Origin of the sequence: Streptomyces sp. NPDC056222 (assembly GCF_042264065.1) — a bacterium.
Lineage (GTDB): Bacteria > Actinomycetota > Actinomycetes > Streptomycetales > Streptomycetaceae > Streptomyces.
Map to the genome: position 1 here is coordinate 1 of NZ_JBHJTL010000058.1, position 26,554 is coordinate 26,554.

At 72.0% G+C, this 26,554-nt stretch carries 20 protein-coding genes; 15 read left to right on the forward strand and 5 right to left on the reverse strand.

Annotated features, from left to right (window positions below):
- Positions 1-397: 397 nt before the first annotated feature.
- From ACFC0D_RS24720 to ACFC0D_RS24750, 7 genes are all read left to right on the forward strand, one after another.
- Complete coding sequence (locus ACFC0D_RS24720) at positions 398-1,771, forward strand: cryptochrome/photolyase family protein (protein ID WP_376439814.1); 1,374 nt, start codon at positions 398-400, stop codon at positions 1,769-1,771.
- A 206-nt stretch (positions 1,772-1,977) separates the two neighbouring features.
- Positions 1,978-2,595 carry a sigma-70 family RNA polymerase sigma factor gene (locus tag ACFC0D_RS24725; protein ID WP_376439816.1) on the forward strand — a complete coding sequence of 206 codons (618 nt, stop codon included), beginning with the start codon at positions 1,978-1,980 and terminating at the stop codon, positions 2,593-2,595.
- Positions 2,596-2,693: 98 nt separating this feature from the next.
- Positions 2,694-3,953 (forward strand): NAD(P)/FAD-dependent oxidoreductase, encoded by a 1,260-nt coding sequence (locus ACFC0D_RS24730; RefSeq protein ID WP_376439819.1) that lies wholly within the window; start codon positions 2,694-2,696, stop codon positions 3,951-3,953.
- Complete coding sequence (locus ACFC0D_RS24735) at positions 3,950-4,696, forward strand: DUF1365 domain-containing protein (protein ID WP_376439822.1); 747 nt, start codon at positions 3,950-3,952, stop codon at positions 4,694-4,696. Before ACFC0D_RS24730 ends, ACFC0D_RS24735 begins: the two co-directional genes overlap by 4 nt.
- Entirely contained in the window at positions 4,693-6,012 is a 1,320-nt protein-coding gene (locus ACFC0D_RS24740; protein ID WP_376439825.1) for a class I SAM-dependent methyltransferase, read from the forward strand. The genes ACFC0D_RS24735 and ACFC0D_RS24740 overlap by 4 nt, the downstream gene beginning before the upstream one ends.
- Positions 6,009-6,374, forward strand: coding sequence for a hypothetical protein (locus ACFC0D_RS24745; RefSeq protein WP_376439828.1), 366 nt, complete (start codon positions 6,009-6,011; stop codon positions 6,372-6,374). Before ACFC0D_RS24740 ends, ACFC0D_RS24745 begins: the two co-directional genes overlap by 4 nt.
- Positions 6,371-7,213, forward strand: a complete 843-nt coding sequence (locus tag ACFC0D_RS24750; protein WP_376439831.1) for a DUF1295 domain-containing protein — start codon at positions 6,371-6,373, stop codon at positions 7,211-7,213. Before ACFC0D_RS24745 ends, ACFC0D_RS24750 begins: the two co-directional genes overlap by 4 nt.
- A gap of 25 nt (positions 7,214-7,238) precedes the next feature.
- On the opposite strand, the gene ACFC0D_RS24755 is transcribed toward ACFC0D_RS24750, so the two are convergent.
- The gene (locus ACFC0D_RS24755; protein ID WP_376439833.1) at positions 7,239-8,267 is read right to left on the reverse strand and encodes a MerR family transcriptional regulator; all 1,029 of its coding nucleotides are present in this window, start codon (positions 8,265-8,267) and stop codon (positions 7,239-7,241) included.
- A 159-nt stretch (positions 8,268-8,426) separates the two neighbouring features.
- Between ACFC0D_RS24755 and polX the strand changes: the two genes are divergently transcribed.
- Positions 8,427-10,169, forward strand: coding sequence for a DNA polymerase/3'-5' exonuclease PolX (polX, locus tag ACFC0D_RS24760; protein ID WP_376439836.1), 1,743 nt, complete (start codon positions 8,427-8,429; stop codon positions 10,167-10,169).
- 231 nt (positions 10,170-10,400) lie between these two features.
- Complete coding sequence (locus ACFC0D_RS24765; protein ID WP_376439838.1) at positions 10,401-12,299, forward strand: FHA domain-containing protein; 1,899 nt, start codon at positions 10,401-10,403, stop codon at positions 12,297-12,299.
- 116 nt (positions 12,300-12,415) lie between these two features.
- Here ACFC0D_RS24765 and ACFC0D_RS24770 read toward each other — a convergent pair whose 3' ends face one another.
- Positions 12,416-13,063, reverse strand: a complete 648-nt coding sequence (locus ACFC0D_RS24770; protein ID WP_376439840.1) for a TetR/AcrR family transcriptional regulator C-terminal domain-containing protein — start codon at positions 13,061-13,063, stop codon at positions 12,416-12,418.
- Between the two features lie 138 nt (positions 13,064-13,201).
- On the opposite strand from ACFC0D_RS24770, the gene ACFC0D_RS24775 reads away from it, so the two are divergent.
- Positions 13,202-15,058: an ABC transporter ATP-binding protein gene (locus ACFC0D_RS24775; RefSeq protein ID WP_376439842.1), complete on the forward strand. Its 1,857-nt coding sequence runs from the start codon at positions 13,202-13,204 to the stop codon at positions 15,056-15,058.
- 90 nt (positions 15,059-15,148) lie between these two features.
- A complete protein-coding gene (locus tag ACFC0D_RS24780; RefSeq protein WP_376439846.1) occupies positions 15,149-16,870 on the forward strand; it encodes an ABC transporter ATP-binding protein in 1,722 nt (573 codons plus the stop codon).
- Positions 16,871-16,899: 29 nt separating this feature from the next.
- On the opposite strand, the gene ACFC0D_RS24785 is transcribed toward ACFC0D_RS24780, so the two are convergent.
- The 3 genes from ACFC0D_RS24785 to ACFC0D_RS24795 form a co-directional block, all read right to left on the reverse strand.
- Positions 16,900-18,147 (reverse strand): PP2C family protein-serine/threonine phosphatase, encoded by a 1,248-nt coding sequence (locus ACFC0D_RS24785; RefSeq protein ID WP_376439849.1) that lies wholly within the window; start codon positions 18,145-18,147, stop codon positions 16,900-16,902.
- 102 nt (positions 18,148-18,249) lie between these two features.
- Entirely contained in the window at positions 18,250-19,014 is a 765-nt protein-coding gene (locus tag ACFC0D_RS24790; protein ID WP_376439850.1) for an IclR family transcriptional regulator, read from the reverse strand.
- Between the two features lie 181 nt (positions 19,015-19,195).
- Complete coding sequence (locus tag ACFC0D_RS24795) at positions 19,196-20,056, reverse strand: (2Fe-2S)-binding protein (RefSeq protein ID WP_376439853.1); 861 nt, start codon at positions 20,054-20,056, stop codon at positions 19,196-19,198.
- 248 nt (positions 20,057-20,304) lie between these two features.
- Here ACFC0D_RS24795 and ACFC0D_RS24800 point away from each other — a divergent pair, with 248 nt between their 5' ends.
- The 4 genes from ACFC0D_RS24800 to ACFC0D_RS24815 all read left to right on the forward strand — a co-directional run bounded on the left by ACFC0D_RS24800 (position 20,305) and on the right by ACFC0D_RS24815 (position 26,434).
- Positions 20,305-21,504 carry an acetyl-CoA carboxylase biotin carboxylase subunit family protein gene (locus ACFC0D_RS24800; RefSeq protein ID WP_376439855.1) on the forward strand — a complete coding sequence of 400 codons (1,200 nt, stop codon included), beginning with the start codon at positions 20,305-20,307 and terminating at the stop codon, positions 21,502-21,504.
- Positions 21,501-23,318, forward strand: coding sequence for an IucA/IucC family protein (locus ACFC0D_RS24805; RefSeq protein ID WP_376439858.1), 1,818 nt, complete (start codon positions 21,501-21,503; stop codon positions 23,316-23,318). The genes ACFC0D_RS24800 and ACFC0D_RS24805 overlap by 4 nt, the downstream gene beginning before the upstream one ends.
- 81 nt (positions 23,319-23,399) lie before the next feature.
- The gene (locus tag ACFC0D_RS24810) at positions 23,400-25,223 is read left to right on the forward strand and encodes an IucA/IucC family protein (protein WP_376439861.1); all 1,824 of its coding nucleotides are present in this window, start codon (positions 23,400-23,402) and stop codon (positions 25,221-25,223) included.
- Complete coding sequence (locus tag ACFC0D_RS24815; protein WP_376439863.1) at positions 25,220-26,434, forward strand: type III PLP-dependent enzyme; 1,215 nt, start codon at positions 25,220-25,222, stop codon at positions 26,432-26,434. Before ACFC0D_RS24810 ends, ACFC0D_RS24815 begins: the two co-directional genes overlap by 4 nt.
- Positions 26,435-26,554 lie beyond the last annotated feature (120 nt).

Sequence of the window (26,554 nt, forward strand, 5' to 3'; positions counted from 1 at the left end):
GCGCGGGGGGGGGGGGGTGCCCCCCCCCCCCCCCCCCCCTCGGGCCTCCGGGGCGGGCCGGCCCCCCCCCCCCCCCCCCTGCCGTGGACGCCCCCTTCGCCCTGAACCCAGCGGCGGCGGGGGCGCCGTCCGTCCCGAGGCTTCCTCGCCTCCGCGAGGGATCGACGCTGCTCGTCGCGGGTCGCGCCACCTGCGCCGCCCCCATCGCGGCAACATGCGTCGTCCTCGGACCCCTCGCGCCCTCCGCGACCGCGGAAACCGCTCGGCCGGGGCCGGTGAGGTGACCCTTCCGCGCGCATCCGGCACACGCGGCATCGGGGAACCGCGGATGTAGGAGTCCGAAACCAGTACGCCGGCGCGGCGCGCTCGCGACCGGCGGCCGAGCAGGGAGGGCGCGATGACTGTCTCCGTCGTTCTGTACACCTCTGACCTCAGGGTCCACGACCATCCGCCCCTCAGGGCCGCGCTCGAAGGGGCACAGGAGGTGGTTCCGGTGTTCGTCCGTGACCCGGCCGTGGACCGGGCGGGGTTCGCGGCGCCCAATCGGCTGGCATTTCTCGCCGACTGCCTCGCGGATCTGGACCGGGGGCTCGAGGACCGCGGTGGCCGCCTTGTGGTGCGGGAGGGCGACACGGTGTCCGAAGTGCAGGGCCTGGTGCGGCAGACCGAGGCCGACGAGGTGCACATGGCCGCCGGGGTGACGGCCTTCGCGAGGGCGAGGGAGAAGCGACTGCGCAGGGTGCTGGAGGACGACGGCTGCCGGCTGTACGTGCACGACGGTGTGGTCACCGTCGTTCCGCCCGGTGATGTCCTGCCGCACGGCTCGGACCACTACGCCGTGTTCACGCCCTACTACAGGCGCTGGACGGCCGAGCCGCTCCGGACGCCGTTGCCCGCCCCGAGAGCGCTGCGCGTGCCCTCGGGCGTGCGGTCCGAGCGCGTCCCGCGGCGCTCCACGGTCACGGACGTGTCGCCGGCCCTCGCCGTGGGAGGGGAGCGCGAGGGGCGTCAACGGCTCGGTCGTTGGCTGGCGGAGCACATCGACACGTACGAGGAGCGCCACGACGACCTGGCCGGAGATGTCACGTCCCGCCTCTCGCCCTATCTCCACTTCGGTGCCGTCTCCGCGACCGAGGCGGTGTACAGGGCGGGCAGGCGGGGCGGCGCGGGGGCCGATGCCTTCGTGCGGCAGGTGTGCTGGCGCGACTTCCACCATCAGGTCCTGGCCGCGCGACCCGAGGCGGCAGTCGCGGACTACCGTCCGCGTCAGGACTTCTGGAGGCGGGGTGCCGACGCGGAAGCAGACCTCGCTGCCTGGCGGGAGGGACGAACCGGCTATCCCGTCGTCGACGCCGCCATGCGGCAGCTCGCCCACGAGGGATGGATGCACAACCGCGGCCGGTTGATCACCGCCTCCTTCTTGACGAAGACCCTCTGCATCGACTGGAGGGAGGGGGCACGTCACTTCCTCGATCTGCTGGTGGACGGCGACGTCGCGAACAACCAGCTCAATTGGCAGTGGGTGGCGGGCACGGGCACGGACACCAGGCCGTATCGCGTCCTCAACCCGGTGGTGCAGGGCAAGCGGTACGACCCCGACGGCAGCTACATCCGCCGCTGGGTCCCCGAGCTCGCCGGCCTCGACGGACCGGCCGTCCACGAGCCCTGGCGGCTCACCGGACTCGACCGGGCGTCCTTCGACTACCCGGACCCGCTGGTCGGACTCTCCGACGCCTTGGCGCGCTTCCGGCAGGCCTCGCGTACTGCCTGATCCGATCGCCCGCTTCGCACCACGTGGTACGGGAGCGCGGCCGAGGCGGCGCTGTTTCGATGCGAAAACGATGCGAGTTGTCCGGTGGGGCGCGTCGGCCGGAACGTGAGGGTGCACGGGGCCGATGAGGTCCCGACGCCGCCGCCCTCGCCGCGGGGAAGCACCCCCGGTGGAGGCCAGCGCCACCGCTTGGAGGAGGAAGCGTCATGACCGGACACCGGATCACCGACGACCTCGCCGCCGCGTCGGAGCTCCGCTCCCGCCCCACGCCGCACGACGACGCCGACGACCACTGGATCGCCCGCGGCCTGGTCCGCGGCGACGAGTACTGCCTGGCCGCGGCGTACCGGCGCTGGGGCCGCCTGGTCCACACACTGGCGGCCAGGGGGCTGGGGGACCACCGCGAGGCGGAGGACGTCACCCAGCAGGTGTTCGTCGCCGCGTGGCGCGGGCGGGCCAACTTCCGTCCCGAGCGGGGCACCCTGCCCGCGTGGCTCACCGGCATCACCCGCCGGAAGATCGCCGACGCGCTGACCGCCCGCACCCGCCGCATCGAGCTGGCGACGACCCTCGGCGCCTCCCTGGAACACGAGGACCGGACGGTCGACGAGCCCGAGCGGGTCCTCGACCGGCTGGTCGTCACCGAGGAACTGTCCAGGCTGCCCCGCGTCCAGCGCGACGTCCTGGAACTCGCCTACTTCGCCGACTTGACCCAGGTACAGATCGCCGACCGCACCGGCATGCCTCTGGGCACGGTCAAGAGCCACGCCCGCCGCGGCCTCCAGCGCATGCGCCACAGCCTCGCGCTCGCTTCCGGAGGCTGACCGGCACATCCCACAGACCCAGGGGCTCCGAACAACCGACAGCAGAGCACAGGCCGCCGCCTCGACCGGCCGACGGCCGCGCACGAGGGGTGGAGACGATGAACGGACGAACCGTCGCGGTGGTGGGGGCGGGGGTGGCGGGACTCACCGCCGCCCACGAACTCTCCCGTGCCCATGACGTGGTGCTGTACGAGTCGGAGGACCGGCTCGGCGGCCACGCGCACACCCACGAGCTGCTCGCTCCCGAGGGCGGGACGCTCCACGTGGACACCGGCTTCATCGTCCACAACGAGCGCACCTACCCCCACCTCCTGCGCCTCTTCCGCGAACTCGGCGTCACCACGCAGGACTCCGAGATGAGCATGTCCGTGCGCTGCGACGGATGCGGCCTCGAGTACGCCGGTGCGCGCGGGGCCCGCGGGCTCCTCGGCGGCGGCAACCTGCGCCGGGGCCGCCACCTGCGGATGCTCGCCGACGTCCCCCGCTTCCACCGCGCCGCGTGCCGCCTGCTGTCCACCGACGACACCACGCACACGCTCGGCGACTTCCTGCGGGCCCACCGCTTCTCCACCCACTTCGTCAGCCACTTCGCGATCCCCCTCGTCTCCGCCGTCTGGTCGTGCGCCCCCGACACCGCGCTGCGCCACCCGGCCGGGTACCTGTTCCGGTTCCTCGACCACCACGGCCTCCTGTCGGTGACCGGGTCGCCCCAGTGGAAGACCGTCACCGGGGGATCGGCCGCCTACGTCGAACGGATCGCGAAGGGCCTGGCCTCCGTACGGACCGCGACCCCTGTGCGCGCCGTCGTGCGCGGCGCCGACCGGGCGACCGTCGTCACCGCCGACGGCGAGTCGGACGAGCACGCCGCCGTCGTGATCGCCGTCCACCCCGACCAGGCCCTGCGCCTCCTCGCCGACCCCACCGAACAGGAGCGGCGCGTCCTCGGCGCCTTCACCTACTCCGTCAACCCGACCGTTCTGCACCGCGACACCACCCTCCTGCCGCGCTCGCCGCACGCCCGAGCCTCCTGGAACTACTGGCTGCCCTCCTGCACCGCCCGCCCTGAAGCCGTCCAGGTCAGCTACGACATGAACCGGCTGCAGCGCCTCCCCACCGGCGAGCCCCACATCGTCACCCTCAATCCCGGCGACCGCGTCGACGAGTCCACCGTCCTGGCCCGCATGACGTACGAACACCCCGTCCACACCCCGGAGTCCGTGGCCGCCCAACGCCTCCTGCCCACCCTCCGCACCTCCGTCACCGCCTACGCCGGCGCCTACCACGGCTGGGGCTTCCACGAGGACGGCTGCCGATCCGGCGTCGAGGCCGCCCGCCATCTGGGGGTGGACCCGCGATGACCGCCGCCCCGCCACCCGTCCCCGCCCTGTACGAGACCGAGGTCGCCCACACCCGCGTCACCCCCTTCCGATACGCGCTCCGCCACCGCACGTACATGTGGCTGGTCGACCTCGACGACCTCCCCGTCCTGCCCCGGCCGCTGCGCCCCCTCGCCCGCTTCGACCCGCGCGACCACTTCGACGGCGACGCCCCCACCCTGCGGGCCGGCCTCGACGCCTGCCTCGCCGCTCATGGCGTACCGGACGCGGACGGGCGGGTGCTGATGCTCGCTCACGCGCGCGTCCTCGGGCATGTCTTCAACCCGCTCACCCTGTACTGGTGCCACGACCGTTCCGACCGCCCCGTCTGCGTCGTCGCCGAGGTGCACAACACCTACGGCGGCCGCCACGCGTACCTGCTGCGTCCCGATGGACGGGGTCGTGCCGAGGCGGCGAAGGAGTTCTACGTCTCGCCGTTCCTCGATGTCGAAGGCACCTATCGCATGCGGCTTCCGCTCCCCGGCGACCGTCTCGACCTGACCGTCCAACTGCGCCACGCGGACGGCGCCCGCCCCCTGACAGCCACCGTCCGCGGCGCCCGCAGGGCCGCCCGCCCGGGCACCCTGCTCGCGGCCGCACTCCACCACCCCTGGTCGACCGCCGCCGTGTCCCTCGGTATCCGCCGCCACGGCATCCGCCTCTACCTCAAGGGGCTCCGCGTCCGGCCCCGTCCCGCCACGACCCCGCAGGAAGGTGCCCCGTGACCCTCCGGCTTCCTCCGACCGCGCCGCCCGCCGCCCGCACCGGCCACATCCCGGCGGACCCCGACCACTGGCCGGACATCGCCCGGCTGCCGCGTGCCTCCGCCGTGCGCACCGCCGTCGCCCGCCGTCTCGTGGAGCGGGCCTTCGCCCGGCTGCCCCTGCGGATACGGACCGTCCGGGCCACTCCCCTCGGGCACCAGCGGACCGGCCACGACAGCTCCGTACCGACCCTCACGCTCCACGATCCGGACGCGTTCCACCGACGGATCGGCGCCGACGGGCTGATCGGCTTCGGGGAGTCGTACATGGCCGGCGAATGGGACGCCGACGACCTCGTCGACGTCCTCACGGTTCTCGCCCGGCACGTCGACGACCTCGTCCCCGCCACGCTGCACCGGTTCCGGGGAGCATGGGTCCGGCGCAGGCCCCGGGCCGACCGCAACACCCCCGACGGGGCGCGCGAGAACATCCACCGCCACTACGACCTCTCCAACGAACTCTTCGCCCTGTTCCTCGACCCCGGTCTCAGCTACTCCTCGGCGGTCTTCGACCCCCTCCCGGCAGAGCCCGTGCTCCTGCCCGACGCGGAGTTCACCGCCGCCCAGCACCGCAAGATCGACCGGCTCCTCGACCTCGCCGGGACCGGCCCGGGCACCGAACTCCTTGAGATCGGCACCGGCTGGGGCGAACTGGCGATCCGTGCCGCAGCCCGGGGCGCCCGGGTCCGCACGATCACCCTCTCCGAGGAACAACTGGCCCTCGCGCGCCGCCGCGTGGCGCAGGCCGGTGTCGCCGATCGCGTCACCGTAGAGCCGGCCGACTACCGGCACGTCCGGGGCCGATACGACGCCGTCGTGAGCGTCGAGATGATCGAGGCCGTCGGCGCCGAGTTCTGGCCCGACTACTTCGCCGCGCTCCGCCGCCTCCTCGCCCCGGGCGGCCGCGTCGCGCTCCAGGCCATCACGATGCCGCACGACCGGATGCTCACCACCGCCCGCACCCACACGTGGATCAGCAAGTACGTCTTCCCCGGCGGCCTGATCCCCTCCCCGGAGGCCATCGCCCGCGAGAGCACCGCCGCCGGCCTGCGCGTCACCCACGACACGGGCTACGGCGACCACTACGCGGAGACCCTCCGCCAGTGGCGCACGCGCTTCCTCCGCGAGGAGACCGCCGTCGACGCGCTCGGCTTCGACCCCGTCTTCCGGCGCATGTGGGAGTTCTACCTCGCCTACTCCGAGGCCGGATTCCGCGCCCAGTACCTCGACGTCCGCCAACTCCAACTCACCGCCGACGACTCCGAGGCGACCCGATGAACCCCGCGAACCCGGACCCAGTGGAGAGGGCGGTACGTTCCGTCGCCGCAACGGCGCCTCCGCGACGGAACACGCCCGCGCCGCCCGCTCCGAGCGGCGCCGCCCACCCGGCGGGAGCACGCCGCCCCTGCCCGCCGCCGGTGCGCCTGCGCGCCCGGGGCGCCAGCGAGGCAGGCCCCGCCGAACCCCTGACCCGTATCGTCCGCGCCCTCCGCGCCCGCGCGGACGGCGGCTACGACCCGGTGACCGCGATCGAGACGGGCGAACACGTCGGCGACGAGGCCCGCTCCGACCTCGCCGCCCGGCTCCACCGGCCGCGTCGGCCGTGCTGCCCCACCGGCCGGTACGGGGAGGCGTCGTGAGCGCCATCGACACCGGGGCCCTCGGCCTCGTCTCCGCCGCCTCGGCGGCCACCGCGTTCACCGTCATGCTGGTGACCTTCGCGATCGGCACCGCGAAGGGCCTGCACCGGATCGTGGACGTGGCCTGGGGGATCGCCTTCGCGGCTGTCGCCGTCGTGGCGTGGATCCTCGCGGACGGTCACGGCGACGACGCGCGCCGCACCGTCGTCGCGCTCGCCACCGTCGTCTGGGGACTGCGGCTCGCGACCCACATCGCCCGGCGCGGACGCGGCCACGGGGAGGACCCCAGGTACGCGCGGATGCTCGCCCGCGCCCGAGGCAACCCCACCCTCTACGCACTGCGGACGGTGTACCTCTTGCAGGGCGCCCTCGTCTGGCTCGTCTCGCTTCCCGTGCAGGTCGCGGTCCTGCTGCCCGGACCGCTGGACGCGACCGCCTTCCTGGGCCTCGGCGTCTGGGCGGTGGGCCTCGCCTTCGAGGCGGTGGGGGACCAGCAGCTCGCCCGGTTCAAGGCCGATCCGGCGAACCGGGGTCGGGTCATGGACCGGGGGCTGTGGAGCTGGACCCGGCACCCCAACTACTTCGGCGACTTCCTCGTCTGGTGGGGCCTCTACCTGACGGCCTGCGCCACCTGGCAGACCGCCCTCCTCACCCTCGTCTCCCCGCTCGTCATGAGTGGCCTGCTCATCCGGGGCAGCGGCAAGCGGCTTCTGGAGGCCCACATGGCGGACCGCCCCGGTTACGCGGCATACCGGGCGCGCACGAGCGGCTTCGTCCCCCGTCCTCCCCGCCGGCGGACGGGCGTGGGGCGATCCGGCGACGACCGGACCCGAGGATGATCCACGGGCCGTTCTTGTACGTGCGTCAGCCTGCGGCGCGCCCGGCCGGCTCCCCGTACAGCCGGGAGATCACGCCGATCGCCTCGCGCAGTCCGGTGGGACGCACCATGCCGGGCGCGGGCGTCCGGCCGAGCCAGCCGGGCCCCGCGAGAAGAACGAGGGGAGCCGTGCGGGCTCCCAGCACACCGAACGCCGTACCCGCGACGTGTCGGGCCAAGGAGTGGTTCGCGGTGGATCTCGCCTGGGACCAGAGGGCCACGGCGGCCGGCCCCGACCGTCGTACCGCCGCGTCGAGGGCCTCCGCGGGCACGGCCGCGCCGAACATCCTGGTCGGCAGGCCCTGTTCGGTCAGTCCCGCCGCAAGCGCCTCCAGAGGCAGCGTGTGCTGCTCCGCGGGGACGCAGGCCAGCACGACCGGAGCGGCCGAGGAGGCGGTCGCCGGGCCCGTGACGGCGGCTCGCCGCAGTGCGGTGGAGATGTGCCAGGAGAGCAGGTGCTCCACCTCGACGTAGCGGTCGTCGGACGACTCCCACTTCCGGCCCACCGCGTGCAGCGTCGGGGCCATGATCTCTTCCCACGCGGTGACCAGCCCGTACTTCGCCAGAACCTCCTGGAGCAGCCCTTCCATGGCCGGACCGTCGAGGCGTACCGCGGCACGGGCCAGCCCGCGGCACTCATGACGTACGTCGCCCAGCGGCAGCCCGCTGCCGGGCCCCGCGCGGCGGGTCTTTCCCGGAGGCGCGGCTTCCGTGGGCTCCTGGGGCTCCGGGGTCGTGATCGGCCCCGCCGTCGCCTCGGGCTCGGCCGTGTCCGTTGCCGGGCGTTCCCGCTGGGCGGCCCGTGCCGCCTCGGCGGGCGGAACGCCCGACGCCGTGAGACGGCACATCTCCTCGAGCATGGCGACGTCCGCGGGGCTCCACCGCCTGTGCCGTCCGTTCGCGCGTACGGCAGGGCCGATGCCGTACCGCTGGTCCCAGGAGCGCACTGTCGTGGGGGAGACTCCCAGGCGCCGTGCCACGGCGCCGGTCGTGATCCCGTGAGCCATCTCGGACATGCCATCAACCATACGATGCGGAAACGCTGCGAAGGTCACTGGCGCGATCAGCCCGGCGAGGCCTTGAACGGAGGCCTTGAACGTCCGGCGCGGCGTCGGTGCGAGGCGTCGTCACGCGCCCGGCGTGACTGCCCGGCGCGTGCGGGGCACCCTGGAGGCATGGCCCGAGCCAACGACCAGGTCGAGGCGCTGCTCCAGGAGTACGCAGAGTTCATCGCGATCCGGGGAGGGGAGGCCTTCAAGGCGAGGGCCTACGAGAAGGCCGCACGTGCCGTGGGGGGCTACCCGCAGGACGTCTCCGCGCTGGACGCGAAGGGGCTGCGTGAGATTCCGAACGTCGGCAGGTCCGTCGCCGACAAGATCCTCGAGTACCTGCGGACCGGCCGTATGTCCGTCGTCGACGAGGCCCGGACGGCCGTGCCGGCAGGAGTGCGCGAGCTGATCGCGATTCCGGGGCTGGGGCCACGGAAGGCCATGGTCCTGTACGAGGAGCTGGGCACCACCACCGTCGACCAGTTGATCGACGCCATCCACCAGGAACGGCTGCGCGACCTGAAGGGCTTCGGGGAGCGGACCGAGGAGAACATCCTGCACGGCATCTCGGTCCTGCGGAAGGCCGGTGAGGGCCGGATCCTCGTCAGCGCCGCCATGGACGTCGCCGAGCAGCTCGTCGCGGAGCTCTCGGAGATCCGCGGCTGCGTCCGATGCACGTACGCGGGATCCCTCCGCCGCATGAAGGAGACCATCGGCGACATCGACATCCTGGTGGCGGCGCGCCGATCGGCCCCCTTCATGGACGCCCTCGTCGCCCTTCCGTCCACGGCCGAGGTCATCGCGCAGGGTGAGAAGAAGACCTCTGTACGGACCGTCGCGGGTCTCCAGGTGGACCTGAGGGTCCTTCCCCCGGCCTCCTGGGGCGCAGGGCTGCAGTACTTCACAGGCTCCAAGGCGCACAACATCCGCACGCGCGAACTCGCGGTGCGCCAAGGCCTCAAGCTGTCGGAGTACGGACTCTTCGACGCCGAGAGCGGCGAGAGCCTCACGTCCGCGACGGAGGAAGCGATCTACGAGAGGCTCGGGCTGCCCTGGATCCCGCCGACGCTGCGTGAGGACCGCGGCGAGATCGAGGCCGGACTGCGCGGCGAACTCCCCGAGGTCCTGACCGAGAAGGACTTCCGCGGCGATCTGCACACCCACACCGACCTCACCGACGGGCTGGCCCCGCTGGAGGACATGATCGCCGCCGCGGCGGCCCGCGGATACGCCTACTACGCCGTCACCGACCACGCTCCGAACCTGTACATGCAGCGCATGACCGACGAGAAGATCCTCGCCCAGCGCGAGCGGGTACGCGCACTCGACGGCGTCCACCACAGGATGCGGCTGCTGCACGGCACGGAACTCAACATCGGCCCGGACGGCTCGCTGGACTGGCCCGACGAGTTCCTCGCGGACTTCGACATCTGTGTGGCCTCCGTCCACTCCCACTTCAACCAGAGCAGGCGGGAACTCACCCGCCGGCTCATCCGTGCCTGCGAGAACCCGTACGTCGCCGTCATCGGCCATCCCACGACCCGCCGGATCGGCAAACGCCCGGGCATCGACGCCGACTTCGACGCGGTCTTCAAGGCATGCGCGCGGGCGGGCACGGCTCTGGAGATCAACGCGCATCCCGAGCGGCTCGACCTGTGCGACGAGGACATCCTGCGCGCGAAACGGTACGGAGTGAAGTTCGCCGTAAACTCCGATGCGCACGCCGTCACGCATCTGCCGTACATGCGCTACGGGGTGGCCACGGCCCAGCGCGGCTGGTTGACGACGGACGACGTCATCAACACGTGGCCGCTGACGAAGCTGCGCCGGTTTCTGGGCAAGCGGGGCATGCGCGACAAGGGCGGCTGAAGCGTGAAACCCACCGGTGGGCTCGGCGCACCTGCCTTGTGGCACAGGGGTGTTCGGTGGCGAGGACCGTGTGGTGGTCGGGCGGTTCGGACGCCTTCTCAGCGGCCTCACGGCCGGATTAAGATTGCTCTGCGTGCCGGTCGACTCGCGGTGTGTGGTGCAGGGTGCTGTTGCTCGTGACCGGTTCCGCATTTCGTCATCGGATCCGTGACTCATGGAATTGGGTGACCCATGCCGCCTCGACTTGTCGGCCATCAAGGCTCACTGACAGGACAGAGCTATCCGATCGGCGCCACACCGGTAACCCTGGGCCGCAACAGCGACAACAGTGTCGTGATCACCGGGGGGAACGTCTCACGCTTTCACGCCGAAGTGCGTCGCGAGCGCCATGGGTTCGTGCTGTACGACAGCGGCAGCAGCAATGGAACGCGAGTCAACGGGGTCCGTGTGACATCGCACGAACTGCAGCCCGGAGATCTCGTCGAGATAGGAACCGAGACGTTCCGCTTCGAAGCGGCCGATGCGATGGAGACCATCCTCGACCTCTCCGTGCTGCGGCCGCTCACGCCCGCCCGGGCGACGCCGGCGGCAGGGCCCGTGCTCAACGTCACGGTCACGGGCGGCGGTCCCGTCGGCCTGAGTTTCGCTCTGCTCCTGGAACACCTCATGGGGCCTCGCGTGGCCATCACCGTGTACGACGGTCGGTGGGTGCAGGACGGGGCGAAGGTCGTCTGGAAGAGCGAGGGTCAGGGCAACGTCCGGCGGCAGCAGGTCGTCACCGTGCAGAGCCGCCAGTACCTGAACCTCCCCGAAGAGGTGCAGGGGCGGCTGTTCCGCGGCGACGCGTACTCCGAGATGTGGCCGGTGGGTCCCGATTCGCTTCGTGGCTACAACCCGAGAAACCTGCGGATCGCCTACATCGAGGACACCCTCCTCGAATTGGCCAACGAAAAGCCGGATCGGATCCGGCTGGTTCCCGAGGTGTTCGATCCGGCCGAGTACCACACGGCCGAGTCCAAGGACCATGTGCTCGCTGTGTGCGAGGGAGGCCGCTCCCGAACGCGGGAGTATTTCACCGACAGGTTCGGCAACGCCGACAAGTCCATCTACTCGCTGCACGGTCAGCACATTCAGGATGTCGTCCTGGGCCTGCGCGTCACATCGACTCTGACGGACCCCATGACGGTCCTGCTGACCGTGGCTCAGAACCGGTTCCTCCTCAATGCCCTTCGCGGCCAGGGGTTCCTGAACATGCGGCTCACCGATGCCGAGGCCGCGGAAGTGGTCGGTATCGATCCGGTGCGGCATGTGTTCGAGGACTGCATCGCCTCACGCCCGTGCGTCATGGGGCGGGACGATCACGGCGACTTCCAGTGCTCGACGCACAGCACGCTCTTCCTGCCCGCGATGGTCAGGGGTTCGGCCCTGTGGAAGCGGGTGTTGGAGGGGCTGGCGCTGTTCGGTGTCGCCGAGAGGGACCTGAGCGCCGTCACGGCCTTCCGGCTCGACATGGTGCAGCGGCCCAGGTTCACGACCCGGCTGCGCTCGGCCACGTCGACCACTCCGGGGACCTATGGGTTCCTGCTCGGCGACGCCGCCAACGCCATCCATTTCTGGCCGGGCCGCGGGCTCAACAGTGGACTGGGCTCTGCCATCTCGCTGGCTCGGTCCCTCAACGGAGCATGGAACGGAAGGCCGTTCCGGGACGCCGACTTCGCACGCCACGAGGCGGCCATGTCCATGCTCCAGTACCGGCACAAGAGCCGAGCCTGGAACACGATGATCACCACCGACGAGAACGGAGTCAGCTGCGCGATCAAGGAGAGGATCGCACGGAGCATCGAAGAGTCCGAAGGGCAGGAGCTGGACAGGAAGGCGGACACCGACGCGCTCATGGAACGGCTGCGGGGAATTCGTGACCGGTTGTCTTCACGCGTCCCCGGCATGCCTGACGACTCGACGCTCCGGGACCACCTGGAAACCCTCGGCTCCAGCACCCTGCGGACCCTGTTGGAGAGCGGGGCGTGGGACACCCTGATCGTCGGGGGCGAAGAGGTGGACATCGACATCTTCTACCGGCAGGACTCGCCGGCCGAGACCGCGCCCGAGAAGGCTCCCGCCGCGACGTGAGCACGGAACGGGTGCCGGGGCCGAACCGCCCCCGGCACCCGCGGCACGCGCATGAAGGTCGTCATCACCTACGCATAGGTGAGGGCTTGCCCGGGTGAAACAGGCATCGACCGCCCTCACCCGGCGGGCGAGGTGGCCGCGAGCTCTCTCTCGAATCCGGCCAGCAGCGCGTCGAGAGCGAAGTCGAAGCGTGCCGCGGCCGCGTCCTCGCCCGCGTCCCGGGCCGCCGCGACCAGGAGTGGATACGCCTCCGGGTCCAACGAGGCCAGGCTGCCGGCCCCGTCGACACGGCCCACCTGGGCGGCTGCGTGGCCGACGACGAAACTGGTCAGCGAGTAGAGAATGTCCAGGGTCCTGGGCAGAGCGAAGCCCGCCCCGTGCAGCATCTCCACCACTGCCTCCAGTGTCCGCAGATTGCGGGGTGTCATGGCGGGCCGGGAGAGCAGCAACGGCACGGCGTGCGGATGCTTGTCGAGCGCGGCGACCAGCGCGTGGGCGTAGGTGCTCAGGTCCTCCCGCCAGGTGTCGGCACCGAACGCCGGGGGGACCGCCTCGGCGACGACCTGCTCGATCATCCCGTCGAGCAGGGCGGTCTTGTTCGGCACGTGGTGGTAGAGGGTCATCGCCTCCACGCCCAGTTCCGCGCCGAGCCTGCGCATCGACAGAGCCTTGAGCCCCTCCTGGTCGACGAGTCGCAGTGCCGCCTCGAGGACGGCCTGCCGAGTGAGCCCCGCACGCTGCCCGGGAGCCCTCTGGGCCGCCATGGCGCCGCTCCTTCCACGCCGTACCCATCACGGACCGATTGACGATTCTTACGCTGTAAGTATAGCGTCCCGAAGCAGCCTTACATCGTAAGAATCGATGCCTCGAAGGCTCGACGGGGACGAGAGGACGAGCGGACGATGACCATCACCGAGCCCGCCGAAGCAAGGAAAGAGCCCACACGGCAACCGGACGATGCCGGTCCCGCCCGGACGCAGCCCCCGGAGGGGCCGGGTGCGGCAGGACTGCTGCGGCCGTACGCAGGGGGCTTCGCCGCCGTGATCGTCCTGCAGGTCGTCGGCGCGGTCGCGGGGCTGGCGCCGCTGCTCGCGGTCGTCGAGCTGGGCCGGCTCCTGCTCGAACCCGGTCCGGTCGACCCGGGTCATGTCCGGCTCGTCGTGGTCGCGGGCGCGGCGGGCCTTCTCGTCAAGCTGCTGCTGACGGCCGCTGCGGCAGGAGTCGGGCATCTGCTCGACGGGCGGGTGCAGTTGGCGCTGCGCCGGCAGCTGGCCGCTCGCCTGGGGCGCGTGCCGATCGGCTGGCTCTCCCGACGCCATGGTGGTGAACTGGCCAAGCTGGTGGGCGATGACGTCGGCGCCGTGCACCCGTTCATCGCCCACACGCCCGGTGAGCTGGCATCCGCCTTCGTCGTGCCGCTGGTGTCGCTGGTCTACCTGTTCACCATCGACTGGCGGCTGACGCTGATCACACTGATTCCGGTGGTCGCGGCGGTGGCGTTGGTCCCGCTGATGATGACCCAGGCCCGACTGCGCGAGCAGGCCGACTTCGACACGGCGATGGCGCGGATCGCACGCTCCGTCGTGGAGTTCGTCCAGGGCATCGCCGTGGTCAAGGCCTTCGGCGGGGGCGAGCGCGCCCACCGCGAGTTCCGTGCCGCCGCCGACGACTTCGTCGCTGTCTTCGGTCGCTGGGTGCGCGGGATCTCACCGACTGCCGCGGGAATGCAGCTCGTTCTCTCGCCGCCGTTCGTTCTGCTGACCGTTCTGATCGGCGGCGCGGCACTGATCGCCGGCGGGGGGATGGCCCCGGCCGACCTGCTGCCGTTCCTGCTGCTGGGACTCGGGCTGACCGCCCCGGTGGCGGCGCTCGGGCATGGCTTCGACGAGCTGCAGGCCGCCCGGCGCGCGGTCGGCCGGATCCGCGACGTGCTCGCGGTGCCGCCACTGCCGGAGCCGGCCGAACCGATCGCGCCCCGGGGCCACCGGGTGGAGCTGCGGGACGTCCGCTTCGCCTACGAAGCGGGTCACGACGTGCTGCGCGGGATCGACCTCGTGCTGGAACCGGGTACGGTCACGGCGCTCGTCGGACCGTCGGGAAGCGGCAAGTCCACGCTGGTCCAGCTGCTGCCGCGGTTCGTCGACCCGACGAGCGGTTCGGTACGCCTGGGCGGCGTCGATCTGCGCGAGCTGGGCAGCCGGGAGCTGTACCGGCAGGTCTCCTTCGTCTTCCAGGACGTCCACCTGCTGCGCGCCTCGGTCGCCGACAACATCGCGCTGTCGGCACCGGACGCAGGCCAGGCCGAGGTGGAGCGCGCCGCCCGTCTGGCGAACGTCCACGACCGCATCCTCGAACTGCCCCGAGGGTACGAGACGGTGATCGGCGAGGACGCCCGACTGTCGGGCGGCGAGGCCCAACGGATCGCGCTCGCCCGGGCGCTGCTGGCCGACACCCCCGTCCTGGTGCTCGACGAGGCGACCTCCTTCGCCGATCCCCTCACCGAGCAGGCGATCCGCCGCGCCCTGGACACACTGCGGGAGGACCGAACGGTCCTGGTCGTCGCGCATCGCCTGGAGACGGTCGCGGGCGCCGACGCCGTTGCGGTCCTGGAGGACGGAGTCGTCGTCGAGCACGGCGCGCCGGGTGAACTGCTCGCCACCGAGGGGAAGTTCTCCGCGCTGTGGCGCTCGGGCCGTCGGGCCCGCCCGGAGCGGGGGAGCGGCCGTGACGGCGCACGGCCCGGTCGATCCGGGGGGTGAGGTGTCCGTGAACCCCCGGACGCACGGCCCGGCCGATCCGTTGGCGACGTGTCCGCGAACCCCCATCCATCAGTGAGGAGTCGATTCCCGATGATCCGCGTACTGCTGCGCGTGCTGGGCCACCAGCATGCCCGGCCGATGCTCCGCACCCTCGCCCTGATGGCCGCGACAGCGGTCCTGGAGGGCCTGTCCTACGCTCTACTGACACCGGTACTGCGGGCTCTGCTCGGGGGCGAGCCGGACCACGCCTGGCCCTGGCTGGGCGCGTTCGGGGCCACGGTGGCGGCCTACGCGGTGCTGCGCTACCTCAGTGACCTTTCGGGGTTCCGCGTCGGCACCGCGCTGCTGCGCGGCGTGTACCACCGCCTCGGCGACCATCTGGCCCGGTTGCCGCTCGGCTGGTACGGCGCGGCACGGGTGGGAGAGGTGTCCGTCCTGGCCGGTCAGGGCGTCCTCCGGGCCATGAGCGTGCTCGCGCACCTGCTGGCACCGATGGTCTCCGCCGCCGTGACGCCGCTGACGATCGTCGTCGTGATCCTCTTCCTCAACTGGCAGTTGGGCCTGGCCGCGCTGGCCGCAGTCCCCGTCGTGGTGGCGATCCAGATCCTCACCGGACGTTCCGCGGCGGCCGAGGAGGTGGAGCGTGCCGCACGCGACCGCGAGGCCACCGGGAGGGTCGTCGAATACCTCCGGGCCCAGCCGGTGCTGCGCGCCGGCGGCCGGACCGCCGAACGGTTCGGTCTCCTCGACGACGCCTTGCGGCAGGTCCAGCGTGCCTCCCGCCGGTCCACGCTGGTCGCGCTGCCCGGCGTGCTGGGCCTGACGCTGACGGTGCAGGCGGTGTTCACCGCGGTGCTGGTGCTGGGTGCGTACCTCGCGCTCGGCGGAGGTGTCGGGGCCGCGGAGCTGCTGACGGTCCTGGTGCTGGCCGCACGATGCGCGGATCCGCTGCTGTCGCTGGCCGAGCTCGGCGGCAGGCTGCGTGGCGCGCGCGGCGAGCTGGACAGGATCGACGCGGTGCTGCGTACGGAGCCGCTGCCGCAGGCCCCCGAGCCGGTCGAGCCGGCCGGCCACGGGCTGGAGTTCGCGTCGGTCGCCTTCCGGCACGAGGGGCGCGCGGTGTTCGACGGCCTGTCGCTGTCCGTCCCCGAAGGGCAGCGGCTGGCCGTGGTGGGGCCTTCGGGCGCGGGGAAGACCACCCTGCTGCAGCTGCTCGCGCGGTTCTACGACGTGGACGCGGGCGTTGTGCGGATCGGCGGCGCGGACGTGCGTGCCATCCGCACCGAGGCGCTGATGGCACGGTTCGCCATCGTCTTCCAGGACGTTTATCTCTTCGACGGCACGATCGAGGACAACGTGCGTCTGGGGCGCCCCGGCGCCACCGACGCCGAGGTACGGGCAGCCGCGGCTGCGGCGCGATTGGACGAGGTGATCGAGCGACTGCCGCAGGGATGGTCGACCACCGTCGGAGAGGGCGGGGCCCGCCTGTCGGGCGGCGAGCGCCAGCGCGTCTCGATCGCCCGGGCCCTGTTGAAGGACGCGCCGATCGTGCTCCTCGACGAGATCACCTCCGCACTGGACCCCGTCAACGAGGCCGCCGTCCACGCCGGCATCGAACGCCTGATGGCGGGACGGACCGTGGTGATGGTGGCTCACCGGTTGCGCACCGTCCAGCATGCCGACCGCATCGTCTTCCTCGACGCCGGCCGCGTCGTCGAGGAGGGCAGCCACGACGATCTGCTACGCCGCGGCGGCCGCTACGCCGACTTCTGGAAGCTCACCCTGGCGTCCCCTGCGACGACGTTCGGCTGAGAGTGCTCGGCTGGTGGCGCGGCCGGGCGTCACGCCAGGCGGTCCTGGCCGTGTCGGATCCGGCCCTGCCCGTACCGAAGGCTCTGGACGTCGATGACCTCTCCCTCCGCCGAGGACACCGCTTGAACAATCGCTGCTTCCGGAGCCGTGGGCTTGCGGAGCAGGAGCAGCGCCGCGTCGTCGTGCAGTCGGCCTCCCACGTGCGCCAGCAGTTCGTCGTGGAGCGCCGCGAGGGTACGCGTCGGTTCGTCGGACAGGTGCTGCGCCAGCCTCTCGGCGAGCGGGTAGAACTCGCGTCCGCGGTCGCGGGCCTCGGTGACCCCGTCGGTGTAGAGCAGCAGCTGATCACCGTCCGCGAAGGGCAGGACATGGAGGCCGGGGGTCTCGCCCGTGAGGGCGCGCAGGCCGAGGGGCGGGGCCGGATGGGCGGGTTCGACGGGCGCGACCGCGGATCCGCGGACCAGCAGCGGAGGTGCGTGCCCACAGTTCACGACTTCCAGCACGCCAGGCCGGGGGTGACCGGCGACCACGGCGGTGACGAAGTCGTCGCAGCGGAGGTTGCGCGCCAGACTCCGCTCGATCCTGTCGACGACGGCGAGGAGATCGGGTTCCTCGTAGGCGGCCTCGCGGAAGACCCCGAGGACCAGCGCGGCGACCCCCACGGCCGGCAGCCCCTTGCCGCGCACATCGCCGACGATCAGCCGAACGCCGTACGGGGTGGGCACGAGGGCGTAGAGATCACCGCCGATACGGGCCTCCGCGGCCGCGGCGCTGTAGCGGACGGCCACCTGGAACGGGCCGACGACGGCCGGAACGGGCTGGAGAAGTGCGTGCTGGGCGGCCTCGGCCACCGAGCGGACGGCCGCGAGCACCCGCTCGCGACGCCCCCGCAACACGCTGGCCAGGCCACTGGCCAGGGTGACGGCCCCCAGGGCGGACAGTCCGGCCGCCAGCTCACGCCCCGGCGCGCCGTCGCGGATGCCGAGCGTCACGCCCAGCACCCCGGCGAGGAGACCGACACACAGGACTCCGCGAGGCCCGTTGGTGGTGGCGGCCAGCGCGGGGCCGGCGGCGAGCAGCGGCAGCCAGGTCAGCCCGGCTCCGCCGAGGAGGTCGACGACCACGATGACGGAAACGATGAGCACGGGCAGTACGGGCGTGCCGGAGGCGAGCTGCACCGCGACGCGCTTCCGGGCCGCCGCCCCGGGGGCGACCCCGTGCTTCCTGAGCGGCTGTGTCGGCCCGTGTGCGCCACTGTGCTCTCGCGTTTGACTCATGTATCGCCCGCAGTCCTCACCTGTGCGCGGAGCGTGCGCTCCGCTTATGTCCGTTTTATTCAGGAAAGGGCATGAGTGCCGCGTGTCACAAGGGCATGATTTTCAGATAGTGAGCGAGAGGCCCCTGGTCACGCGACTCGCGGCGGGGAGCAGCCGCCTCCGGATCTCCTCGAGGCGGGAGATCCGGTCCGCCGGCAGGGAGACGCCGAGCGAGCCGAGCGTGTCCCCGCTGTACACGGGCACCGCGACGCAGACCGTGCCGAGGCTGTACTCCTCCATGTCCGTGACGGCCGGGGCCAGGGGAGTGGAGTCGAGCTGCCGGAGCAGTTCCGGAACGTGGGTGATCGTCCGCGGCGTGAGATCTGCCAGATGGTGCCGGGAGAGATAGTCCTTGCGGGAGTCCTCGTCCAGCTCCCGCAGCACCGACTTCCCCAGCGCGGTGGCGTGCCCGGCGTCCTCCATTCCCACCCAGAGGTCGACCCGGGGCGCCCGGGGGCTGTCCACGATCTCGGCGACCCGGATCTCGCCGTCCTCGTAGAAGGTGAGGTAGGCGGCGGTCGCGCATTCGTCGCGTAGCGCGGCGAGCGCCGGACGGATCCGGCTCAGCAGCGCCTGCCCGCGGCCGGTGGTGTGGAGCGCCTGCATCTTGTCGCCCAGGACGAACCCGCCGTCGTCCAGCTTCCGCAGATATCCGTCATGGACCAAGGTCCGCAGCAGGTGGTAGGCGGTGGCCAGGGGCAGCCCCGTCTCCCGTGCCAGCTGCTTCGCCGGCGCGCCGTTCCCGTGTGCGCTCACGGCCTCCAGCAGGCGGAAGGCCCGCTGCACGGACGTGATGAGCGTAGGGCCGGGGCCATCGTGGGCAGCCATACGACCAGCGTGCGCCGGGCGCGCGGTACAGGCAATTCCCACCCGGCTCCGCGCGACCGCACGGCGTGACGCCGTCGGCGTGGGTGGATCACTCCACGGACGGCCTGCGTCGTTCTTCGGGGGGCCTGCAGACCCGGCGCGGAACGGAAACCGTGGACCGCTTCCAGGAGCGGTCCACCGTTCACTCGTCGACGTCCTCCAGCCTCCGGACGCGCTCCGCGTCGCACGTGCGCGGACAGGTCAGGCACGCCTGAGCCCGGTCGAGCTTGTAGTAGAGACAGCATCCGAGCCGGGTGCGCGTGTGGTGGCCCCGGCCGCCGGGGCCGGTCAGCCGCCTGAAGTCGGCGCCACCCGGGAAGGGCGGGATGCCGTGCGGGAGCAGCTCCGTCGCGGCCCGCACCGCCTCGTCCTCCCGGTCGAGCATGCGGCCGAGGTACCAGATGCCGGAGACCAGATCGTCGGCCACCATGCCCCACAGAGCCCTCGGCCCGCGCCGCAGGTGGCTGCCGATCGCGGCGATCAGGGGGCGTACGTGATCGACGACGGCGGCGCGCAACTCGGCGCGCAACGCCTCCTCGTGGCCGATCACCCGGGCGCCGGGCAGTCCGGCCGCCGGGTCGTCCGGCAGGCAGGCGAAGTCGGAACCGGGTACGACCTCGAATTCGCCCGTCGTGAGGTCCAGCCGGACCTCCGCCGGGTGAAGGCGCGGCACGCGACGCTCCAGATGCCACGGGCCGCTCATCAGCAGGCTGACGGACCACAGGTAGTCGTGGAGAGCGCGGGACGCGGCGACGTCCCGGCGGGGGGCGTGTCCGTGTCGCTCGTGGATGCGGACCGTCTCGGCGTGGATGAAGGCGTCCAGCGCATGTTCGTCCTGGGCCAGGTCGGCGCCGGTGACGCAGTCCGCCGGGGGCCTGCCCGGGAGAGCGGTCCGGGCGTCGAGTGCGTCGCACAGCGTGATGACGCGGCCGTAGGTGCCGGTGAGGGCGGCGGTCGAGCTCACGGCGTGAGGCGCCGCCGCGGTTCCCGGTGCCATGGCCATCCCACTCCTTCGCGTGTCGACGACGCATCGCGTCGGCGAGTTTGAAATAAGGTAAGCCTCACCTTACGTGAAGTCGATCCAGCTCATGACCGGGGGTCAGGTCGCTCAAGGCGGGGGGAAGTTGAGAACTTAGGTTTGCCTAACTTAGGCTGCGCAGTCGGTGGCGACACCGGGGCGCGCCGAACCGCCACGCCGCGACCGGCGCCGTGCGCCGACACCACTCACCACCCGACCCGAAGGGGCCGCCCGTGCGGTTGTATCTCCTCGCCCTCAACCCGACCGACTCGGTCACCGAGGGTTTCCTTCCGGCCGCCGCCCGGCTCGGCCTGGACGTCACCGTGCTCACGGACCAGCCCGCGGCGCACCGCCACCGCGGTCCCGGTATCGAGGTCCTGGCGTGCGACGTACGTGACTTCCGTGCGGTCATCACCCGGATCTCGACGCACCACGCACCCGACGGGATCTTCACGAACAGCGACCACCTGCAGACCCAGGCCGCCCTGGCCGCCGACTACTTCGGTCTGCCGGGCAAGAGCTGGCAGGCCGCGCTCCGAGCCAAGGACAAGGCGCAGATGCGCCGTCACCTCGCCGCCACCGGCGCCGACACGGTCTGGTCGAGGGAGATCGGTCCGGGGCGGGACCTGGCCGAACTCACCGAAGGGGAGTTCGCCGACGTCCCGTACCCGTGCGTGCTCAAACCGCGGGAGGGTGTGGCCAGCGAGGACGTGGTGCTCGTCGACGGGCCCGCGGAGCTCGTGCTGCGCTGCAAGGAGATCCGGGCGCGGCGGCCGGGGGCGGCGTTGGTCGTCGAGGAGTACCTCACGGGCGAGTTGTACACCCTGGAGACGCTCGGTGACGGCCGTACACGCCATGTCCTGGGCGGGTTCCACACCGAGGTGTCACCACCCCCGTACTTCATCGAGCGGGCCATGACCTTCGTGGCGTCGCATCCCGAACCCGTCGTCGGGCAGGTCCTCGCGCAGCTCGACGCGCTGGGCGTCGGATTCGGTGTCTGTCACACCGAGTTCGTGGTGCACGAGGGGCGGGCCCGCATCATCGAGGTCAACTACCGTGCCGTGGGGGACCAATGCGACCTGCTGCTCGCCCGGCTCCTGGGAATCCCGCTGTTCGAGCACATCCTGCGGACGCATCTGGGGGAGCCGCTGCCACGGGATCTCGGCGCCCGCACCGAGCGGGCCGCCCGGCTCGTCTACCCGTGCGCCGATCGCGCCGGGACGCTCACCGCCGCGCCCGCCGCCGTCGACCTGTTCCAGGACGGTGTGAAGCTGACGTACCGGCCGCTGCGCGAGCTCGGCGAGCGCCACGAGCTGTACCGGACCAACCGAGACTACCTCGGGGTGCTCCGCGCGATGGGACCCGGCCAGGACGCGGTCGACCAGGTGATCGCCGGCTTCCTCGCCGCACAACGCTGGGAGATCACCCCATGACGGCCACGACCACCCCGGGCGCCACCTCCTTCACGCCCGAGACCCCGGACGCCCCGGATGCCTGCGAACGCGACCTGCTCCTGCGTGTGCTCGGTGCGTTCCTGCGGGAGGACGTCGTGGGTCTGCGCACCCGCGGCGTGAGGGTGGAACGGACGGACGGCCCGTGGCTGCGGCTCGCCGCCTCCGCCGGTGAGGACGCCTTGCTGCTGCCGCTCGCCGAGGACGGATTCCAGAGCGCGACCACCGCTCGACTTCCCCTGCTCGTACGGGAGTCGGACGGCCGTGAGCTGACCACCACCGGGGAGATCGTCGACGCCCTGGCCGCATGCGCGGACCCGGCCGATCGGGGCGGCTTCGAGGCCTTCGCCGAAGAATGCCGACAGACTCTCGCCACCATGCGGTTGCACGCCCGTACGCGCGGCGAGGTCGCCGAACTTCTCACCGCCCGCTACGGAGCCGACCCCGCCGAGTGGACCGGCCTCGCGGGGGGACTGGCCCACGACACCCTCGCCGCCCGCATCGACCATCCCGTCTATCCCACCGCGCGAGGTCGCACCGGACTCGGCGAAACCCAACTGCGCGCCCACGCACCGGAGTTCCACCCCTCCTTCGCCCTGCGCTGGATCGTCGTACCCCGGCAGGCCGTCACCGCGCCCGGAATGGACCCTAGCCTTCCCCTCCACTGGCCGACGCCGGCGACGCTCGGGCTGCCGGACCTCCTCCCCACGCACATCGCGCTCCCCGTACACCCGCTCACGGTCGGCGCCCCCCTGCGTGAGGCCCTGCGCGCCACCGGTCTGGAGGAAGCGGCCGTCCTCGCCGAGCCCGCGTACCTCGAGGTCGTGCCGACGCTGTCGATGCGGACGGTGGCCCTCGCGGCCGACCCGGCCGTCCACCTCAAACTGCCCCTGGACACCTCCACCCTGGGCCTGCGCAATCGCCGGACCATCAAGCCCGGCACACTCGTCGACGGCGCCGCCGGCCAGCGGTTGCTGGAAACCGTGATCGCGCACGAGCCGCGCTTTCGCGACACGGTCCTCGTCGCCGACGAGACGGCCTACGCCCATGCCGGGCACGAACTTCTCGCCTTCCTGGTCCGCCGATACCCGGCCGGTCTCGAGGACTGCGTCGTCGTTCCCCTGGCTGCCCTTCTGAGCCGGGCCCCCGGCGGTCGCCCGTTGATCGACCACCTCGCCGACCGTTACTACCGCGGCGACCCGGTCGCCCTGCTCGATGCCGCTCTGACCCTGCTCTTCGACTGGCAGACCACTCTCTTCGGCTACGGCATCGCGCTCGAATCGCACCAGCAGAACGTCTCTCTGGTGCTGGACGACGGACCGGACGGCCGCCCCCGCCTGCGGCTGCTCCTCAAGGACAACGACGGCCCGCGCATCAACACGGCCCGTATGCGGGACGCCCTGGCCGGCGACGCGCCCGCCCCGTCCGCCTTCGACGACGCCCGGATCTTCGGCGACGAGGACAGGCCCGTCATCGACCTGTTCGCCACCATCACGGTCCACCTCTGCGCGGGGGCCTTCGCCTTCGGTCTGGCCCGGCACGGCCGTGCCCCGCTGGACGTACTGCTCGGGCTCGTCCGCGACCGGCTGGCGGAAGCCGTCGAACGGCTCGGTACGGACTCGGGGCAGCCGGGCGCGATCCTGAGAACCCACGTCCTGGACGCCCCGGAGCTACCGGTCAAGGCCATGGTCTCCGCCGGCACCCTGCTCACCAAGGAACGCTCGGGCGCCATCGACATCAACAAGCACTACACCACTGGCCCCAACTACCTCCGCACCACCGGCATCTCGCGATGATCTCCGCCGTGCCACCGTGTCTCGTCGCCGTTCTCGCTCTGTTCGAAGCCCCAAGGGTGGAGACGACGAGCCGAACGCCCCATGCCTTCCGAACCTTCGCTCTCCCTGTACGTGCTGGAGCCCCTGATGTCGCTCATCGATTCGCTCGACACCGTGCCGCCTCCCGGCGCCCCTGCCCCCGCGGTCCCGGCTTCCCCCACCGAACTGCCCACCGCGGACACGGCCGTGGTCCACACCCTTCTCAACTGCCTGGTGCGTGAGGTCTCCGGCCCCGAGGGGCAGACCACGCTCGCCGACGGTCACCTGCTGCTCCGCCTGCCCCGCGCGGGCGTGCTGCTGAAGGTCGCCCTACGGCGTACGTCCATGCTGGGCGCGCACCGCTTCGCCGGGCCGGTGCTGGAGCGGCGCCCCGGCGGCGGCTGGTCGCCGGTCGACTGGCGGCTCCTGTCCGCGTACACCCAGGAAGAGCTGTGGCTGCGCACCGGGGTGCGCAACGAGGAGTTCCTGGACCAGGTCGCCTCCAGTCACGAGGCCGTCTCCACCGTTCTCGCCACGCGTGCGGCGCGGCCACGGCCGACGCCCCTCGGCGTGTTCTCCCGATACGTCGCCTCCGAACAGTCCCTGCTGTTCGGCCACCGTTTCCACCCCACCCCCAAGGCCCGCGGCGGCGGCGACGCCGCCTCCTGGACGGCGTACGCCCCCGAGGCCGAGGCGTCCTTCCCGCTGCGCCACCTGGCCGTGCGGGAGCAGCTCATCGCCGAAGACGGCGAAACCGAAGCACTCGACCGACTGCGTCCCGATGTCCCGGACGGCTACCGGCTGCTGCCCGCGCACCCCTGGCAGTACGAGATGTTGCGCGAACTCCCGGAGCTGCGCGCGGCGTTCGACCGGGGCGACATCCACGACCTGGGCACGGGCGGAGGGCGGTTCGCGGCCACGTCCTCCCTGCGCACCGTGTACGACGGCGAGTCGTTCCTGAAGTTCAGCCTGAACATCCGTATCACCAACTGCCTGCGCAAGAACGCCAGTTACGAGCTCTCCGGTGCGGTCGCCCTGACCCGTGTCCTGGATCCGGTGCTGGCCGACCTCGCCACGCGGTTCCCCGGCAGCGGGATGCTCCGCGAACCCGCCTTCCGCAGCCTCTCCCTTCCCGGCCCGGACGGCACCCCGGACCGTGCCCTGCTCGAAGGGTTCGGAGTGATCGTCCGCGAGGGACTCTCCAGGCGCCTGATGCCCGGCACCACCCCGCTGCTCGCGGCCGCGGTCGCCGACGAGTACCCGACCGGCCCCGGCCACATCTCCCGGCTTCTGGACGGGGCCGGCCCGCGGACCGCCCTCCGCTGGTGGGCCGCCTACCTCGATCTGCTCGTCCCGCCCGTCCTCGCCGCCTACTTCGACCACGGCGTCGTCATGGAACCGCATCTCCAGAACGTCCTCGTCTGCGTCGACGACGACGGGATGCCCGCCCAGGTCCTCTTCCGCGACCTCGAGGGCACCAAGCTCCTCCCCGAGCACCACGCCGACGCCCTCGCCGCACTGCCCTTCGAGGTCGCCGGGCCGATGACCTACGACGCCCGGCGAGGGTGGGACCGGGTGCTGTACTGCCTGCTGGTCAACCACATCGCCGAGCTGCTCGCCGCCGTCGCCGACCTGCACCCGCGGATCGAACCCGACCTCTGGAACCAGGTCCGCGCGACCCTCCGGTCCTACGCGGACCGGCACGGCTGCCCGCCGCGGCTCGCCGCGCTCCTGGCCGGCGTCCCACTGCCGGCCAAGGCCAACCTGCTCACCCGCTGGGAACGGAAGGCGGACCGCGAAGCCGACTACGTCCGCCTCCCCTCCCCGCTCGCCGACGACATGCCGCGCGACAGTGTCCACAGCCAGAACCGCCCGAGGACCCGATGACCGACCCCACCGCCGCAGTTCGCTCCCACGCCCTGGCACTTCCCGCCACAGAGCTGCCCGCGTATGTCTACGACCTGGCGGCGCTGCGCGAGCACGCCGCGTCCGTTCGTCACGCCCTGCCCGGGAACGTGGAGCTGTACTACGCGGCCAAGGCCAACCCGGAGCCGGAGATCCTCTCCGCTCTCGCCCCGTACGTCGACGGCTACGAGGTCTCCTCGGGCGGGGAGCTCGCACACGTCGGCAAGGCGGTCCCGGGCCGTCCCCTGGCCTTCGGCGGCCCGGGCAAGACCCCGGCCGAGATCATGGCCGCTCTGGAACAGGGCGTGGCGCGTTTCCACGTCGAGAGCGCACACGAACTCCGTGTGCTCGCCGAGCTCGCCGCCCGAAGGCCGTCGCCCTGCCCGATCGGAGTGCTGCTCCGCTTCAACCTCCCGCTCGCCGACGGCTCGCTCGCAGGCAGCTCCCTGGCGATGGGAGGGCTCCCCAGCCCGTTCGGCCTCGACCCCTCCGAGGCCGACGAGGTCGTCGGTCTCCTCGGCGGCGGCGCGTACCCGCAGCTCGAACTGCGGGGCGTGCACGCCCACTTGGCCAGCGGCCTGGAGGCCGCGGAACAGGTGGCCGTCGCCGAGTCCGTGGTGACCTGGGCCGAGACCCTGGCCGCACGGCACCGGACCCCGCTCGCCGAGGTGAATGTCGGCGGCGGTATGAACGTCGACTACGCCGCGGCCGAGCGCCGGTTCGACTGGGCCGCCTACGGTGCCGGCCTCGCCCGTCTCTCCGCCGCGCACCCGGGGCTGACCCTGCGTATCGAGCCGGGGCGTGCGCTCACCGCCTACTGCGGCTGGTACGTCACCGACGTACTGGACGTGAAGCACAGCCACGGCCGGGAGTTCGCCGTGGTCCGAGGCGGCACACACCACCTGCGCACGCCGGCGACCAAGGGACACGACCAGCCCTGCACCGTTCTTCCGGTGGACTCCTGGCCTCATCCCTGGCCGCGACCGAGCGCCCGGCAGAACGGGATCACCCTCACCGGCCAGCTGTGCACGCCCAAGGACCTCCTGGCCCGGGATGTGCCGGCGCCGGGGCTGAGAGCGGGCGACCGCGTCGCCTTCGGTCTCGCGGGGGCGTACGCATGGAACATCTCGCACCACGACTTCCTCATGCACCCTCGTCCCGGCTTCCACTTCCTCGACCGGGCGCGGAACTGACGGGCGCGTTCCGAGCGGTCACCGGACGAGCTCGGACGGACGCCGGACGGCCTCGGCGCGATCCTCGGCGGGGTCCTCGGGCTCGGCCGCGTGCCGTTGCAGCTGCGACCGGGCTGCGAA

What these genes read in the sequence shown, in the direction of transcription:
- ACFC0D_RS24815 (WP_376439863.1), top strand. Translation starts at nt 25,220, where the DNA reads ATGACCGACCCCACCGCCGCAGTTCGCTCCCACGCCCTGGCACTTCCC.
- ACFC0D_RS24770 (WP_376439840.1), bottom strand. Translation starts at nt 13,063, where the DNA reads ATGGCGGCCCAGAGGGCTCCCGGGCAGCGTGCGGGGCTCACTCGGCAG.
- ACFC0D_RS24725 (WP_376439816.1), top strand. Translation starts at nt 1,978, where the DNA reads ATGACCGGACACCGGATCACCGACGACCTCGCCGCCGCGTCGGAGCTC.
- ACFC0D_RS24745 (WP_376439828.1), top strand. Translation starts at nt 6,009, where the DNA reads ATGAACCCCGCGAACCCGGACCCAGTGGAGAGGGCGGTACGTTCCGTC.
- ACFC0D_RS24795 (WP_376439853.1), bottom strand. Translation starts at nt 20,056, where the DNA reads ATGGCCATGGCACCGGGAACCGCGGCGGCGCCTCACGCCGTGAGCTCG.
- ACFC0D_RS24720 (WP_376439814.1), top strand. Translation starts at nt 398, where the DNA reads ATGACTGTCTCCGTCGTTCTGTACACCTCTGACCTCAGGGTCCACGAC.
- ACFC0D_RS24730 (WP_376439819.1), top strand. Translation starts at nt 2,694, where the DNA reads ATGAACGGACGAACCGTCGCGGTGGTGGGGGCGGGGGTGGCGGGACTC.
- polX (WP_376439836.1), top strand. Translation starts at nt 8,427, where the DNA reads ATGGCCCGAGCCAACGACCAGGTCGAGGCGCTGCTCCAGGAGTACGCA.
- ACFC0D_RS24735 (WP_376439822.1), top strand. Translation starts at nt 3,950, where the DNA reads ATGACCGCCGCCCCGCCACCCGTCCCCGCCCTGTACGAGACCGAGGTC.
- ACFC0D_RS24755 (WP_376439833.1), bottom strand. Translation starts at nt 8,267, where the DNA reads ATGTCCGAGATGGCTCACGGGATCACGACCGGCGCCGTGGCACGGCGC.
- ACFC0D_RS24765 (WP_376439838.1), top strand. Translation starts at nt 10,401, where the DNA reads ATGCCGCCTCGACTTGTCGGCCATCAAGGCTCACTGACAGGACAGAGC.
- ACFC0D_RS24790 (WP_376439850.1), bottom strand. Translation starts at nt 19,014, where the DNA reads ATGGCTGCCCACGATGGCCCCGGCCCTACGCTCATCACGTCCGTGCAG.
- ACFC0D_RS24775 (WP_376439842.1), top strand. Translation starts at nt 13,202, where the DNA reads ATGACCATCACCGAGCCCGCCGAAGCAAGGAAAGAGCCCACACGGCAA.
- ACFC0D_RS24780 (WP_376439846.1), top strand. Translation starts at nt 15,149, where the DNA reads ATGATCCGCGTACTGCTGCGCGTGCTGGGCCACCAGCATGCCCGGCCG.
- ACFC0D_RS24805 (WP_376439858.1), top strand. Translation starts at nt 21,501, where the DNA reads ATGACGGCCACGACCACCCCGGGCGCCACCTCCTTCACGCCCGAGACC.
- ACFC0D_RS24810 (WP_376439861.1), top strand. Translation starts at nt 23,400, where the DNA reads ATGCCTTCCGAACCTTCGCTCTCCCTGTACGTGCTGGAGCCCCTGATG.
- ACFC0D_RS24785 (WP_376439849.1), bottom strand. Translation starts at nt 18,147, where the DNA reads ATGAGTCAAACGCGAGAGCACAGTGGCGCACACGGGCCGACACAGCCG.